Origin of the sequence: Actinomadura madurae, from assembly GCF_047130825.1 — a bacterium.
Classification (GTDB): Bacteria; Actinomycetota; Actinomycetes; order Streptosporangiales; family Streptosporangiaceae; genus Spirillospora; species Spirillospora madurae.
Genome location: NZ_CP083237.1, coordinates 134,633 through 149,464, shown reverse-complemented (window position 1 = coordinate 149,464; position 14,832 = coordinate 134,633). Strand labels below are relative to the sequence as shown.

Genomic DNA, 14,832 nt, shown 5'->3' with positions numbered 1-14,832 from the left:
CGAATGGGTTGGTGCCGATCGTGCTGGGCTGACGGGTGGTAGGTCCGCACCAACGGTCTGTTTCGATTCACCGGAGATTCCGCCATCCCCGCCGTGGACGCTACGGCCGCCACCTGGTTCAGGCTATGTATCATTCGTCCACTATCCAGGAAAAGTTCCTGTTCGATCGGTACGGGAAGGCAGGGGCGACATGGCGAGCACCATCCCGGTCGAGATCGTCATCGACCTGCTTCAGGCCGCGTCGACCGACCGGGAGGTCGACGTGGACGGCCTCCTGTCGGAGGCGGCCCTGCCCGAGGAGGGCGCCGCCAAGATCGCCTACGAGCTCCGGCGCCTGCGCGCGACCTCGGACCGCTGGCGCCGCCGCGGGCGGGAACTGTCGGCCCTCTTCTCATCGGCACGCGAGCTCGCGCAGCTCCGCGACGTGGACGAACTGCTGGGCCGGCTCGTCGAACGGGCGCACGACCTGGTGGGCACCGACGTCACCTACCTGTCCGAGTTCGACGCGGACAGCAAGGAACTCCGGGTGCGGACCACCCTCGGCTCGATCTCCCCGTCCCTCCTCGGGCTGCGGGTGCCTCCCGGCATAGGTCTGGCGAGCCAGGTGGTCGAGGGCCGCCGGCCGTGCTGGACGTCCAAGTACGCCACGATGACGCAGGTGCCGCATGACTCGGGCATCGACGCCGCCGTCAAGGCGGAGGGCCTGGTGTCGCTGCTCGGCGTCCCGCTGCTGGCCGACGACCAGGTGCTCGGCGTGCTGTTCGCCGCCAACCGCTTCGAGCACGCCTTCTCGCCTGAGGAGATCTCCCTGCTGTCGGCCTTCGCCGACCACGCCGCGATCGTGCTCCAGACCGCCCGCCTGCTCGCCCGGGCACGGGACTCGGCCGACGAGGCACGCCGCGCCTACGGAGAACTCGCCCGCCACGTCGAGGCCGTCGAACGCGCCAGCGAAGTCCACAACGACCTCACGAACCTCATCCTCCAGGGCGGTGACGCGCCCGATGTCGCGACCGCACTCGGACGTGCGTTGCGGTGCCACGTCAGGCTGCTCGAAACCGACGACTCCGACGAGCCTCTGCGCGAGGCCGTGGATCGAAGCCGCCGGAGCGGACGTTGCGTCCCCGTGGGAGGAGGCGCCTTCGTGGTGGCGATCGTCGCCGGGACGACGTCTCTCGGAGCCCTGCTGCTGGAGCAGGGCGAGGTCGCGTTCGGCCCCGTCGAGCTGCGGACCGCCGAACGCGCCGCACAGATCACCGCGCTGCTCAACCTCAAGCAGGAGGCCATGATCGAGGCCGAGAAGCGCGTCCGCGGCGACCTGCTCGCCGACCTGCTGTCCAACTCCCCCGGCCGCCGGGCCGACATCGCCACCCGGGCCCGCGCACAGGGCATCCGGCTCGGTGACCTGCGATCCGTCGTGGTGGTCTGCGTGCCGTCCGAACTCCGCCGTGACGCCGTCCTCGCCCTGCGCCAGATCGGCGGCCTCGTCGGCGCGCACGCCGAGCATGTCGTGGCCCTCACGTCCGATCCCGACCCGCGCACCGCGAGCACGCACGTCCACCAGGCGGTGAGCCGCACGCTCCAGGTGCCGGTCCTCGCGGCCGGCGCCAACGTCAGCGACGCCGCCGGCGATCTGCGCACGCAGGTGGACGCGGCCTCGGCATGTCTTCGAATTCTGCCGTCGCTCGGACTGGACGACGCCGCCGTCACCACCGACGAATACCTTCCCTACACGGCCCTCTTCGGCCCCGGGGAAGCGCGGGTGAACGCCTACGTACGGTGCGTCATCGGGCCCGTACTGGACTGGGACGGCGAACACTCGGCCAAGCTGCTGCCCACGCTGGCCGCCTACCTCAGCAACCGGATGAGCACGGTCGGCGCCGCGCGTGCTCTCCACCTGCACAAGAACACGGTGCTGCAACGCATGGAACGAGTGACCCAGCTCCTCGGCGAGGACTGGCAGGAGCCGGACCATCTTTTCCGGATCACCGTCGCGGTCCGCCTCGCCCACCTGACCGATCGCCCATAGAAATCTCATCAAGCATGGACGATCGGTCCGTTCCCCATCGATCTCATGCGAACTACCGTCGCTCCCTGTACTGCAACCACACGTAGGCGGGGAACCGACATGCCGCGCACCAGCCGTATCCAGCGTCTCCGGGACCTCTCCGTCGAGGACCGGCGCACGTCCGTCGCCGACGCCGCCGGCCTCGACCCCGCGGCGATCGCCGCCTTCGACCCCGCGCACGGCCTCACCACCGCGCTGGCCGACCACATGATCGAGAACGTGGCCGGGATCATCGGAGTCCCGATCGGGGTCGCGACGAACTTCGTCGTCAACGGCTCGGACGTGCTCGTGCCGATGGCGATCGAGGAGGCGTCGGTCGTCGCCGCGGCGAGCAACGCCGCCAAGGTCGCGCGCGTCCACGGCGGGTTCACCACGTCCTCGACCGCGCCCATCATGCAGGCACAGGTCCAGATCGTGGGGATCGCCGACCCCGAGGCGGGACGGGTACGGCTGCTGGAGGCCCGTGAGGAGCTGATCGCGCTCGCCGACGCCCAGGACCCGAAGCTCGTCGAGTTCGGCGGCGGCGTCCGCGACATCGCGGTGCGCCTGGTCCCGTCGCGCGCCGGCACCTATGTCGTCGCGCACCTGCAGGTCGACGTCCGCGACGCGATGGGCGCGAACGCGGTCAACACGATGGCCGAGGCCGTCGCCGCCCGGGCGGCCGAGATCGCGGGCGGGAACAGCCTGCTGCGGATCCTCACCAACAAGGCCGACCTGCGGCTCTCCCGGGCACGCGCGGTGTTCGACGCCGCCGCGCTCGGCGGCCCCGACGTGGTCGACAACATCATTCACGCCGCCGCGCTCGCCGAGGCCGACCCCTATCGCGCCGCGACCCACAACAAGGGCATCATGAACGGCATCACCGCGGTCGTGCTCGCCACCGGCAACGACACCCGCGCCGTCGAGGCCGGCGCCCACTCCCACGCCGTCTCCCCCGCCGGGCGCTACACCTCGCTGTCCCGGTTCGAGAAGGACGCCGACGGCAACGTCGCCGCGGTCCTGGAACTGCCCATGCCCGTCGGTCTCGTCGGCGGCGCCACCAAGGTCCATCCCGCCGCTCAGGCGGCGATCGCCCTGCTCGGCGTCCGCACCGCCACCGAGCTCGCGGAGATCATCACCGCGGTCGGCCTCGCGCAGAACCTCGCCGCCGTCCGGGCCCTGGCCACCGAGGGGATCCAGCGCGGCCACATGTCCCTGCACGCCCGCAACATCGCCTCGACGGCCGGGGCGACCCCGGAGGAGGTGCCGGCCGTCGTCGCCCGGCTCATCGCGGACAAGCAGCTCCGCGCCGACCACGCCGAGAAGGTCCTGGCCGAACTGCGGGCCGGACGATGAGCGGATACGGGACCCGGCGGCTGCCGGGCCTCCCCGAATCCGTCACCATCTGCGAGGTGGGCCCCCGTGACGGACTCCAGAACGAGTCCGCACCGGTGGACGCCGGCGTGAAGATCGAGTTCATCGAACGCCTCGCGGACGCCGGCCATACCCTCATCGAGGCGACGAGCATGGTCCACCCCGCCCGGGTGCCCCAGCTCGCGGACGCCGAGGAGGTACTCCGCCGCCTCGACCGCCGCCCGGGGGTCCGTTACCCCGTCCTCGTGCCCAACCTGCGCGGCCTGCGACGAGCCCTCGACCTGGACGTCACCGACATAGCCGTGTTCGCATCGGCCACCGAGAGCTTCGCCAAAGCCAACCTCAATCGCACAGTGGCCGAATCACTCGAGATGTTCGCTCCCGTCATCGCCGAGGCCCGCGAAGCCGGGATGCGGGTACGCGGCTACCTTTCCATGTGCTGGGGCGACCCATGGGAAGGAGCGGTCTCCACCGACCAGGTCGTCGGCGTCGCGACGGCACTGGCCTCCCTCGGCTGCACCGAACTCAGCCTCGGCGACACCATCGGCGTGGCCACCCCGGGGCGGGTCATCGCCCTCCTCAAGGCCCTCACCGCCGCCGGGATCCCGCTCGACCGGATCGCCGTGCACTTCCACGACACCTACGGCCAGGGACTCGCCAACACACTCGTCGCGCTCCAGCACGGGGTGAGCACCGTGGACACCTCGGCAGGCGGCCTCGGCGGCTGCCCCTACGCCGAGAGCGCCACCGGCAACCTCGCCACCGAAGACCTCCTCTGGCAGCTCGAAGGTCTCGGCATCCGCACCGGCATCGACCTTGCCAAACTGGTCGAGACCAGCACCTGGCTCGCCGCGCGGCTGGGCCGCCCGAGCCCCTCCTCGGTCGTCCGCGCACTCCAGGACAAACCGATCCCCGCGCAGTAGTCGACTGAGCGGATCCGAGCGGCAATTCAGTCGTCGGCGCACCATCGGATCCGGGCGGCCCGATCGGTCCGAGCAGGCGTTCGAGTGGTGGTTCCCGATCGACGACGGTCACGCCCTTACCGAGCCGACGGCACGTCGAGGCGATCTCCATCCCGACGAGTCCGCCGACGACGACGATGCGGTTGAGCCTCATCAACGGCCGTCTTCCCCTTCCGCGCGCGTCGTGACGGTCATGGGTGTTCCTGAAGGCCGCGGATCACCGGGGACGGTTCAGCGCAGCGTTGCCGCCCATTCCACGACGACCTTGGTGAACAGTTCAGGATCGAACTGGTGCATCATGTGGAGCGCCGTCGGGTGGTCCTGGTAGTCACATCGCCGGCCCGCGGACTCGATCAGCTCCTTGGCCTTCATCGCCTGAGCAACCGAGAGCGCCCCGGGGCTGAGGACACCGGTCTCCGAATCCTCGTGGCGCTGGTGATGGGTGATCAGCACAGGGGTCTTGACCTGCCTCAGCATGATGTCGTGCGGGCAGTTCACGGCCACGGTGCCCTCGTAGAAGGCGCGCGCCCATTCCGGGTCGTACTCCTTGAAGTTCTGCGGCGGTCGCGACGGGTCGGGGAACAGCATCGCCGAGGTGACCGCGGACGCCGAGTCATCGATCGCCCTGGTCAGGCCGTCCCAGTCGCCGACCGACCACTGGTCTCCCAGGTACCGGTTCCAGGCTTCGAACATGCCGCCGGCTTCGTGCTGCCGGATGCCGTGGCCGGACGAGGGAGTCAGCTCGGAGGCGAACAAGGGAGGGTCCTCGCAGATCGCACCGCGGATCTGGCCCGGCATGGAGTACGCCGACAACCAGGCCGCCATCACGCCACCGGAGGAGCAGCCGGAGACGATGACCGGGCGTCCGATGACCAGCGAGATGAACCTGACCAGGTCGCCGCCGAAGTTGTCGAGGCTGTACCGCCGCGGCGTCCAGGTACTGCGGCCCTGCCCCCTCATGTCGACGGCGAAGACGTGGAAGTGCTCGGCGAGCAGCCCGATCGAGGGCTCGTAGCTCCACCACGATCCGGTCTGCTCCGGAAGGAGAAGCAGGGCCGGGTTCTCCGGAGAGCCCGCCTCGGCATAGTTCATGGTGATCTCACCGAGGTCGACCTGCTTCTCGGGGAAGGCGTGCGGGACGAACACGTCCCGGTCCGCCGGGTTTCCTGCCATCTCTCGCTCCTTGCTCTCTACTGGTCTGCGGTCGCGTGGGCGTCTTCGGCGTCCCACCGCTCGGCGAGCGCGACGTAGTCGGCGATGAGCCCGGGGCGATCGATCGCTCCCTCGCTCAGCACCTCCTCGGGGCGCGCGCCCTGCAGGATCCGCTTGATCGGGATCTCGAGCTTCTTTCCGGTCTTGGTGTGCGGGATCGCGGCCACGACATGGAACGCGTCCGGCACGTGCCGCGGCGAGCCCTCGGTGCGCAGCTTCTGCCGGAGAGCCCCGATCGCCTCGTCGTCCAGGACCTGTCCCGCGTGCGGCACCAGGAACATGGGCATCCGGTACGTCCCGTCGGCGCGCTCGACACCGATCACCATCGCCTCGGCCACGCCTTCGGGCCCCTCGATGATCTTGTAGAGATCGGCGGAGCCGATCCGCACGCCGTTGCGGTTGAGGGTCGAGTCGGAGCGGCCGTGCACGACGAACGACCCCCTGCTGGTGTGGGTGACCCAGTCGCCGTGACGCCAGACCCCGGGGAACGTGTCGAAATACGCGGCCCGGTACTTGGATCCGTCCGGGTCGTTCCAGAACCCGACGGGCATGCTCGGCATCGGAAGCGTGACGACCAGCTCGCCCACCTGATCGCGGATCGGCTCCCCATCGCCGTCGAAGGCCGCCACGGCCGTGCCCAGCACCGGGCCCGGAATCTCACCGGGGACGACCGGGAGCGCGGGCGCACCGGCGACGAACGCGCCGACGACGTCCGTACCGCCGCTGCTGGAGATCAAGGGGACGGACGGCGAGACCGCGTCGGCCACCCATGCGTACACCGAGGCCGGGGCCGGTGCGCCACTCACCATGATCTGCTTGAGGTGCGTGAACCCGTGGTGCTCGTTGGGCCTCGACCCCTGCGACGCGCACCCCAGGATGTGACCGGGGCTGGTACCGAAGACGGTGACGCGCTCGTCGGCGACGATCTGCCACAGTCGATCGGCCGTCGGGAAGAACGGGCCGCCTTCGTAGGTGACCGCCGTGACCCCGGACAGCAGACTGGAGACGACGCTGTTCCACAGCATCCAGTTCGTCGTGGTGTACCAGAAGAACGTGTCTCCAGGGCCCATGTCCGCCTGCAGCGCGGAGGCCGCGAGGCTCATCGCGACCACGCCGGCGTGACTGTGCGCGATCCCTTTGGGAATGCCGGTGGTGCCGGACGAGAACAGGACCCACAGCGGATGCTCGGCCGGCACCTGCGCGGTGATAAGCCGCTCTTCGGAGTCCGCGGAGCAGACGTCGTCCCAGCGTTCGTGACGCACCGGGCCGAAAGCGGCGGGCTCGGCGTCGAGGCCGGCGCGCGGCACCGTCACCACCGCGCGCACCCCCAGACGCTCGACGAGCGCAGCGACCTCCTCACGCCGGTCGCGCACCTTCCCGTCGAAGCGGTACGCCGTGGCGGCCACCAGGACCGTCGGCTCCAGCTGCTGGAAGCGATCGGCGGCGGCGGAGACTCCGTAGTCGGGAGCGCACCCCGCCCACGTCGCGCCGAGCGAGGCCGTGGCGAGGAAGGCGATGACGGATTCCTGCGCATTGGGGAGGTAGCCAACGACCCGGTCTCCCTCCTGGACGCCCATGGAGCGCAGTGCCGAGGCGAAACCGGCGACAGCCGCCCTCAGCCGAGGCCAGCTCAACTCGCCTCGGCTGCCGTCTTCGGCGATCGAGACCACCGCCGCACCGGGCCGGTCGGCGAACCGCATCACCTGATCGACGTAGTTCAGCCGAGCCCCCTGGAACCACTTGGCCCCCGGCATGGTGCGGCGGTCGAGGACCGTTCGGTACGGCGCCGACGCGACAACGCCGAACTGTCGCCACACCTCGGCCCAGAACCGCTCCGGCTCGGTGATCGACCACTCATGCAACTGCCAGTAGTCGTTCAGGACGACGCCGTGCCGCTCTGCCGCTTCGGCGGCGAACTCCGCCAGCCGTCCCGTGCCGAGTGGGGCGGGGGCGAGCCCGGCGGTCCGCGGTGCGTCGCTCATGAGGTGTGCGCGCCGGCCATCAGCTCGGCGAGGTCGTCGGGGGCGAGGAAGGACGGCGGGGGCGGCGGGCCCCACGCGTACATCGCCCGAACGCCCTCCCACACCTCCGGCTTCCACAACGCGTCGTCGACGATGCAGTCGATGTCGGAGCTGTACTCGGAGAAGTTGCCGGCCGGGTCCTTGAGGTACCAGAAGAAGTTCGAGCCGACGGCGTGCCGGCCGAGACCCCACACGTGGCGCGACGGGTCCGCGGCGAGCATGTGGTGAGCTCCCCTGCCGATCTCGTCCACGTCGTCGACGATCCACGAGGTGTGGTGCAGGAACGAGACCGGTGCCTTCTGGACGAGCACGTTGTGATGGTCGGTCGAGCACCGGAGGAAGGCCGCCACATCGGAAACGAGGTCGCTGACCTTGAAGCCGAGGCCCTCGATGAAGAAGCGCTCCGTCGCCGTGTAGTCGGTCGAGCCCAGCACGACGTGGCCGAGCCTGCGCGGCTTGACCGGCCCCTCGCGCGTGACGCCGTCGGCCCGCTCGTTGGTGCGGACCGGCCGCCCCGGCGCGTTGTAGCTCTGCTCCCGGTCGGGTCGCGGCTCGGTACGGGCAGCGATCGAGACGCTGACCTTCACGCCGGTGCCGGGATCGAGGGCCGTGACGCCGGCATCGGACCGCTCGTAAGCGAGGTCGAGTCGGCGGAGGCCGCGGGCGATGCGGTCGAGGTCGTCGGCGTCGTCGACACCGATTCCCAGTTCGATGAGCCGCCGCAGATCCGTGTGCCTGATGGTGAGCTGCTCACCGCCGTCCTGGGTGTGGAAGCGTGCGATCTTGTCGTCGCCCTCCGATGCGACAGGCGTCAGCCCGAACTCGGTGTAGTACGCCGCCGTCGCGGCGACGTCGGGGACACCCATGGTGATCCCGGTCAGTCGGTGCATCCCCACAACAGCCCCTTTCCTCGCCCCGTCACCGCGCCTTGACGCACACGTGCCGCATCGTGCCGATGCCCTCGATGGCGGTCTCGACGACATCGCCTTCCTTGAGGAACCGCGGTGGCTTGCGGGCACCGCCGACGCCCGACGGGGTACCTGTGAAGATCACGTCACCTGGGCAGAGCTCCAGCACCGACGACAGGTGCGAGATCAGCGACGGGACCGAGAAGATCATCCGATCGGTCGACCCGGACTGCACGGTCTCGCCGTTGACGGTGCAGGAGATGTGGAGCCGGTCGGGATCCGGCACCTCGTCGGGTGTGACCAGCCCTGGTCCCTGCGGGGAGAAGCCGGCGAAGGACTTGCCGAGCGAGAACTGCGGCACGGGCCCTGCCAGCTGGTAGGTGCGCTCGGAGAAGTCCTGCCCGACGGTGAGCCCCGCGACGTGCGACCAGGCGTCCTCGACGGCGACGTCGCGCGCGGGCTTTCCGATCACGACGACCAGCTCGGCCTCCCAGTCCACCGTCTCCCCCGGCAGGGCGAGGTCGCCCGCCGGCCCGGCGAAGCTGCCGAGGAACTTGGTGAAGACGGTCGGCTTGTCGGGGTAGGTGAAGCCCGACTCGTCGGCGTGGTCGCGGTAGTTCAATCCGATCGCGAAGACCTGCCGGGGGTCGGGCGACGGCGCCCCGAGCTCGCTGGGCTCGTACCGGTCGCCCGCGGCGAAGTCGATGGCGGCGGTGCCGTACCAGCGGACCAGCGCGTCCCAGGCGTCGAAGACCTGCCGTGGGTCGGGCCCGAACGCCCCGTCGCCGGCCTTCGCGAGGTCGACCACCGTGCTGGAGTCGGGCGCCATCAGAACCGTTCGCCCTGCTCTCGTCGCGATTCGCATCGTGTGGCTCACCTTTCGTCCGTGGTCCGGCTCACACAACCAGCGAGGATGCGAGATGTCAACGATATTTCGAAATTTGACGCCAAAGTGGAGACCACTGCAGGGTTTCAACATCTTGGACTACACTCCGGCCATGGCTCGATCTGGTTCCGCGGCCCCCACGCGGGCGAGCGTGGTGCTCCAGCGACTGCGTTCGGATGTCCTCAACGGCCGGTTGGCGCCGGGATCAAAGCTCGGCTTCGCCGAACTCGGCGCCCGCTACAACGTCAGCAGCGGAGTGCTGCGGGAAGTCCTGCCCCGGCTCGTCGAGCAGGGCCTGGCCACCTCGGAGGCGCAGCTGGGATTCCGCGTCATCGACGTCTCGGTCGACAACCTCACCCAGCTCACCGACGCGCGCGTCGCCCTCGAGACCCTCGGGATCCGCGAGGCGGTCGCGCACGGCGACATCACCTGGGAGTCGGAGGTCGTCGCCAAGCACCACGCGCTCGAGCGGATCGGCCGCACCGTCACGGGGCCCGAGATAAGCGAGGACTGGCTCGTCGCGCACGAGGCGTTCCACCTCGCCATCCTCGCCGGCTGCGGCAACACCTACCTCTACGACGCCGCGGCGCGCCTGCGCTCCATCTCGGAGGTCTACCGCTGCTGGTCTACGCCCGAGAGCCTGCGCACGCACCGCGACATCGAGGCCGAGCACCGCGCGATCATGGAAGCGGCCGTGGGCCGCGACGCCGACCTCGCGGTCGGTCTCAGCGAGCGGCACATCCGGCTCACGATCGAGTTGGCGATCGCGAGTCAGCAGGCGGCCTCGTCCGCCTGACCGGATCGGGGGCCCGCGTCGCGCGGGCGATCGCGAGGCTCGCGGTCCGGATCGCGACCCGGTTGGCGACCTGGGTGCCGCGGGGACCGGGCGATACGAGAGAGATCGCACCGAGCGCCTCGCCCTGCCGACCGAGGATCGGCGCCGCCACGGTCGAGATGATGTCCGGGCCGCCCGGCAACGGGTTCGGGCCAGTGACCGCGCACACACCCTCCGTTCTCGTCATCGCGAGGAGTCTCCGGAGCCGGGCGGGCTCCGCCGAACGCTCCAGGCGCGCCTGACGCACCTCCTCGGGGGCGTACGCCAGCAGTGCCACGCCGATCCCGGTCTCGCCGAGGGGGATCCGCCCGCCGACCCGGTACTTGACCGCCGTCGCGTCCGTGGCCGACAGCCGTTCGACCAGCACGCCCTCGTCGCCCTCGCGCACCGCCAGCAGGATGTGCTGGCGCGTGACGTGATGCAGGTCCTCCATCACCGGCAGCGCCGCGGCGCGCAGTCCGTGCCCGCGCGGCGCGAGTGAGGCGATCTCCAGGAGTTGCAGGCCGACGACGAATTCTCCGTTCTCGCGACGTTCGAGCGCCCCGACGCGCACGAGCTGGTTCGCGATCCGCAGCGCGGTGCTCTTCGGCAGGTCAGAGCAGGCGGCCAGCGTCTGCAGCGACAGGCTCTCGCCGTTGTCGGCGAAGGCCCGCAGGAGCCGGAAGGCCCGGTCGAGGATCGGCTCCCCGACTGGTGGACGGCCGGACGGGCGCCTTGAGCGCTGCGTGCCACTCATTGAAATGTCCCCTGTGTGTCGACCATCGCACGCCGGACTATATGCCCATGCCTGACCCAGTGAACTCGATGTCGACGGCTCCGGTCCTGGTCGCGGGGGGTGGACCCGCGGGACTCGCGACCGCGGCCGAACTGGCACTGCACGGCGTTCCCTCGATCGTGGTCGAGCCGCGGGCCGCCGTCTCCCACACAAGACCACGCGCCAAGACGACGAGCCCGCGCACGATGGAGCTCTTCCGGCGCTGGGGCATCGCCGACGCGGTCCGTGACGCCGCACCTCTCAAACCGGAGTCGTGCCGGCGGGTCATCTTCTGCACCACTCTCAACGGCGAGCGCATCACCCAGTTCGACGATGCGTTCGGCATGCGCGCCACCCCCAGTGACCTGTTCGCCGAAGGCGGGCAGCAGGTGCCGCAACCGATCGTCGAGGAGGTGCTCCGCGCCCACCTGCGATCGACCGGGCTCGTCGAGCTCCGGCTCGGAGAGCGCGTCACGGGTCTGACCGAGTCGAGCGACTCGGTGAGCTGCGAGATCACGCGTGACGACGAGTCGACGTACCAGATCACCGCGGACTACGTCGCCGGCTGCGACGGCGCGAAGGGCGTCACCCGAGACGCCATCGGTTCGACGTTCGCCGGGGCGTCGTCGCCTCGCTCGAACCTCAACACGGTGTTCCGCGCACCGGGATTGCGGCCCGCCGTCGGTGAGGCCGTCCACTACTGGGTGGTCGGCCCGGAGGTGAAGTCGGCCATGGGCCCGCTCGACGGCGAAGGGACCTGGTGGGCGGGCCTCGGCGGCATCGACGCCACCTGCACCGACCAGCGTGCGGTCGAGCTCCTCGCCGCACTCACCGGACGGTCCGCGGACGAGATCGGCATCGAGCTTCTCGCCACCGACCCGTGGGTGCCCCGGATGCTGATCGCCGACCGGTACGCCTCCGACCGGGTCTTCCTCGTCGGTGAGAGCGCACACGTCAATCCGCCGTTCGGAGGCCACGGCTTCAACACCTGCGTCGGAGACGCGGTCAACATCGGCTGGAAGCTCGCCGCGGCGCTGCGCGGCTGGGCAGGCCCCGAGCTGCTCCGCACCTACGCGGTGGAGCGGCGCGAGGTCGCGCAGCAGACGATCGATTCCGCGACGCGCAACCTCCGAGCGTCCGGCCCCGACATCGCGCAGACCGCCGAACGCATCCAGGAGACCAAGTACGAGGAGTTCAACTCCCTGGGCCTCGTGCTCGGATACTCCTACCACGGTTCACCCGTGGTGATCACGACGCACGAGGCGCCACCGTTCGACGTGGTGAACTACACCCCGTCGACCGTTCCCGGCTCACGACTCCCGCATGTCTGGCTGAAGCCCGGTCATGCGCTGTACGACGACCTCGGCCGCGGGTTCACGCTGATCCATCCGGGCTCCGCCGACACGGGCGCCATCGCGCGGTTCCAGAGCAGGGCGGAGCATTTCGGCATCCCTCTGACGACGATCCCGGCGCCGGCCGCATGGGGACACGAACCCTTCCTCCTGATCCGCCCCGACCAGCACATCGCCTGGCGCGGCCCCCGGCTCGACGCCTCCGTGCTGCTCCGCGCGGTGGGGCGTCCGGAGCACGCCGACACGATGGCGTCCTCCTCGGCCGAATAGTCCAGTCCGAACACGCTTCGCAAGGAGAACCACCGATGCCCGAGGCTGTGATCGTCGCCACCGCACGTTCCCCGATCGGCCGTGCCAACAAGGGATCTCTGGTCTCGATGCGGCCCGACGACCTGGCCGTGGCCGTGCTCGCGGGCATGGACCATCTGCCCGGCACCACGGTCAACCGCTACTGCTCGTCCAGCCTCCAGACGACCCGGATGGCCTTCCACGCGATCAAGGCGGGCGAGGGCGACGTCTTCATCTCCGCCGGCGTCGCGCCCCGCCATGCCCGACCTGTACGCCGCGATGGGGCAGACCGCCGAGAACGTCGCCCAGCTCAAGGGCATCAGCCGCGAAGAGCAGGACGAGTTCGGTGTCCGCAGCCAGAACCTCGCCGAGGCGGCGATCGTCATCATGAGCGACGTCAAGGCCAGGCGGCTCGGACTGACCCCGCTCGCGCGGATCGTCTCCACCGGCGTCACCGGGCTCTCGCCCGAGATCATGGGCCTCGGCCCGGTGGAGGCGAGCGAGCGGGCCCTCGCCCGGGCGGGCATGACGATCGAGGACATCGACCTCGTCGAGATCAACGAGGCCTTCGCGGCGCAGGTGATCCCGTCGGCCCGCGACCTGGGCCTCGACATCGACAAGCTCAACGTCAACGGCGGCGCCATCGCGGTCGGCCACCCCTTCGGCATGACCGGCGCGCGCATCACCAGCACGCTGATCAACTCGCTCCGGTTCCACGACAGGCAGTTCGGGCTGGAGACGATGTGCGTGGGCGGCGGACAAGGCATGGCGATGGTGCTGGAGCGGCTCTCGTGACGGTTCGAAGCGAGGCGGCGATAAGGGCAGGGCAGGTCACCCGCCTGGCCGACGCCGGAACTTACTCGGATACCTGATGGCTTCGCGAGTCACGATCGAGAATGCTCGGAAGCAGACTCGACAACAGGCTGGGCGCGACGCGTCGAACTGACGGTTCGCCTCCCGCCGCGGAAGCGAGAACCATGGACATCTCCACCCTCTTCTCCCTCGACGGCCGCACGGCACTGATCACCGGCGGCTCCCGCGGCATCGGCCGGATGATCGCCGAGGGCTATGTCCGCAGCGGCGTGCGGGTCTACATCTCCGCGCGCAAGGCCGAGGCGTGCGATGCCGCCGCAAAGGAGCTGTCGGAGTTCGGCCACTGCGTCTCGCTTCCGGCGGACGTCTCGACCGCGGCGGGCATCCAGGAACTGGTGGCCGCCTACCGCGAGCAGGAGTCGGCGCTGGACATCCTGGTCAACAACGCCGGGGCGGCCTGGGGTGCTCCGTTCGACGAGTTCCCCGAGTCCGGCTGGGACAAGGTGATGGACCTCAACCTCAAGACGCCGTTCTTCCTCACGCAGGCGCTCAAGCCGGAACTCGTGGCCGCGACCGGCGGCCATCTGGCCAAGGTCATCAACATCGCCTCGATCGACGGGATCTCGATCAACCCGATGGAGACCTACGGCTACCACGCCAGCAAGGCCGGACTGATCCAGCTGACCCGCAGGATGGCGCTTCGGCTGATCGAGGACGGGATCGTCGTCTCCGCGATCGCTCCGGGCGCGTTCGCCTCGAACATGAACAGGGCCGCGCGCGATCACGCGGACGAACTCATGGAGGTGATCCCGTCGGGGCGTATCGGCACCGACGAGGACATGGCCGCGGCCGCGATCTACTTGGCCTCCCGCGCAGGCGACTACGTGGTCGGCTCCACGCTGGTCGTGGACGGCGGCGCGACGCACGCCCGCTGACTCGCGCGGCTCTAGCGTCGATGGCGACGGCGCGGGATGTCCTGCGCGAGCTCCACGATGAAACCATCGGGGTCGGCGACATGCAGTGTCCGGTGTCCCCACGGCCGGTCGGCGGGGCCGCTGAGGATAGCGGCCCCCCTTTCCCTGAGCCTGCGGGCCTCGGCGTCGACGTCGTCGACCATGAAGACGACCTCGGCCGCCGGGCCGGGCGCGGTCCGGCTGTTGGTCAGCCAGTCGGCGCGGCGCTGCTCGTACAGCGCGAACCTGGTGGCCTCGGTAGAGAATTCCGCATAGCCCGCGTCCTGGAACTTGAAGACGAGCCCGACCACGTCCCGGTAGAAGACGATCGAGGCGGCAAGGTCGCGGACATACAGGATCACGTAGCCAAGACTGGGCGCCATGCCGACCTAGGTTCCCACGGACGCCGGCCCTACGCCGCCGTTGTCGG

At 69.9% G+C, this 14,832-nt stretch carries 12 protein-coding genes and 2 pseudogenes; 7 read left to right on the top strand and 7 right to left on the bottom strand.

Annotated features, from left to right (window positions below; translation table 11 throughout):
• Positions 1 to 190 precede the first annotated feature (190 nt).
• From K8Z49_RS00695 to K8Z49_RS00685, 3 genes are all read left to right on the top strand, one after another.
• On the top strand, positions 191 to 2,026 hold the full coding sequence (locus K8Z49_RS00695) for a helix-turn-helix domain-containing protein (RefSeq protein ID WP_412517345.1): 1,836 nt from the start codon (positions 191 to 193) through the stop codon (positions 2,024 to 2,026).
• Positions 2,027 to 2,125: 99 nt separating this feature from the next.
• Positions 2,126 to 3,400, top strand: coding sequence for a hydroxymethylglutaryl-CoA reductase, degradative (locus tag K8Z49_RS00690; RefSeq protein ID WP_412517344.1), 1,275 nt, complete (start codon positions 2,126 to 2,128; stop codon positions 3,398 to 3,400).
• Positions 3,397 to 4,341 (top strand): hydroxymethylglutaryl-CoA lyase, encoded by a 945-nt coding sequence (locus K8Z49_RS00685; protein WP_075023779.1) that lies wholly within the window; start codon positions 3,397 to 3,399, stop codon positions 4,339 to 4,341. The genes K8Z49_RS00690 and K8Z49_RS00685 overlap by 4 nt, the downstream gene beginning before the upstream one ends.
• Before the next feature lie 85 nt (positions 4,342 to 4,426).
• Here the strand turns inward: K8Z49_RS00685 and K8Z49_RS00680 are convergent.
• The 5 genes and pseudogenes from K8Z49_RS00680 to K8Z49_RS00660 form a co-directional block, all read right to left on the bottom strand.
• A pseudogene (locus K8Z49_RS00680) lies at positions 4,427 to 4,552 on the bottom strand (FAD-dependent oxidoreductase); the annotation flags it as partial.
• 59 nt (positions 4,553 to 4,611) lie between these two features.
• Entirely contained in the window at positions 4,612 to 5,553 is a 942-nt protein-coding gene (locus K8Z49_RS00675; protein ID WP_412517343.1) for an alpha/beta fold hydrolase, read from the bottom strand.
• 17 nt (positions 5,554 to 5,570) lie between these two features.
• The gene (locus K8Z49_RS00670) at positions 5,571 to 7,574 is read right to left on the bottom strand and encodes an acetoacetate--CoA ligase (RefSeq protein ID WP_412517342.1); all 2,004 of its coding nucleotides are present in this window, start codon (positions 7,572 to 7,574) and stop codon (positions 5,571 to 5,573) included.
• Positions 7,571 to 8,503, bottom strand: coding sequence for a VOC family protein (locus K8Z49_RS00665; RefSeq protein ID WP_412521309.1), 933 nt, complete (start codon positions 8,501 to 8,503; stop codon positions 7,571 to 7,573). Before K8Z49_RS00665 ends, K8Z49_RS00670 begins: the two co-directional genes overlap by 4 nt.
• Before the next feature lie 28 nt (positions 8,504 to 8,531).
• Positions 8,532 to 9,386, bottom strand: coding sequence for a fumarylacetoacetate hydrolase family protein (locus K8Z49_RS00660; protein ID WP_412517341.1), 855 nt, complete (start codon positions 9,384 to 9,386; stop codon positions 8,532 to 8,534).
• Positions 9,387 to 9,519: 133 nt separating this feature from the next.
• Here K8Z49_RS00660 and K8Z49_RS00655 point away from each other — a divergent pair, with 133 nt between their 5' ends.
• Positions 9,520 to 10,203 carry a GntR family transcriptional regulator gene (locus K8Z49_RS00655; protein ID WP_024934001.1) on the top strand — a complete coding sequence of 228 codons (684 nt, stop codon included), beginning with the start codon at positions 9,520 to 9,522 and terminating at the stop codon, positions 10,201 to 10,203.
• Here the strand turns inward: K8Z49_RS00655 and K8Z49_RS00650 are convergent.
• On the bottom strand, positions 10,154 to 10,978 hold the full coding sequence (locus K8Z49_RS00650) for an IclR family transcriptional regulator (protein ID WP_021591564.1): 825 nt from the start codon (positions 10,976 to 10,978) through the stop codon (positions 10,154 to 10,156). The two genes, K8Z49_RS00655 and K8Z49_RS00650, sit on opposite strands and share 50 nt — an antisense overlap.
• Positions 10,979 to 11,025: 47 nt before the next feature.
• On the opposite strand from K8Z49_RS00650, the gene K8Z49_RS00645 reads away from it, so the two are divergent.
• From K8Z49_RS00645 to K8Z49_RS00635, 3 genes and pseudogenes are all read left to right on the top strand, one after another.
• Complete coding sequence (locus K8Z49_RS00645) at positions 11,026 to 12,618, top strand: FAD-dependent monooxygenase (protein WP_024934000.1); 1,593 nt, start codon at positions 11,026 to 11,028, stop codon at positions 12,616 to 12,618.
• A gap of 35 nt (positions 12,619 to 12,653) precedes the next feature.
• Positions 12,654 to 13,431 (top strand): annotated as a pseudogene (locus tag K8Z49_RS00640) (hypothetical protein).
• 182 nt (positions 13,432 to 13,613) lie between these two features.
• A complete protein-coding gene (locus K8Z49_RS00635; protein ID WP_075023783.1) occupies positions 13,614 to 14,384 on the top strand; it encodes an SDR family oxidoreductase in 771 nt (256 codons plus the stop codon).
• A gap of 11 nt (positions 14,385 to 14,395) precedes the next feature.
• On the opposite strand, the gene K8Z49_RS00630 is transcribed toward K8Z49_RS00635, so the two are convergent.
• Positions 14,396 to 14,785 (bottom strand): VOC family protein, encoded by a 390-nt coding sequence (locus K8Z49_RS00630; RefSeq protein ID WP_021591569.1) that lies wholly within the window; start codon positions 14,783 to 14,785, stop codon positions 14,396 to 14,398.
• Positions 14,786 to 14,832 lie beyond the last annotated feature (47 nt).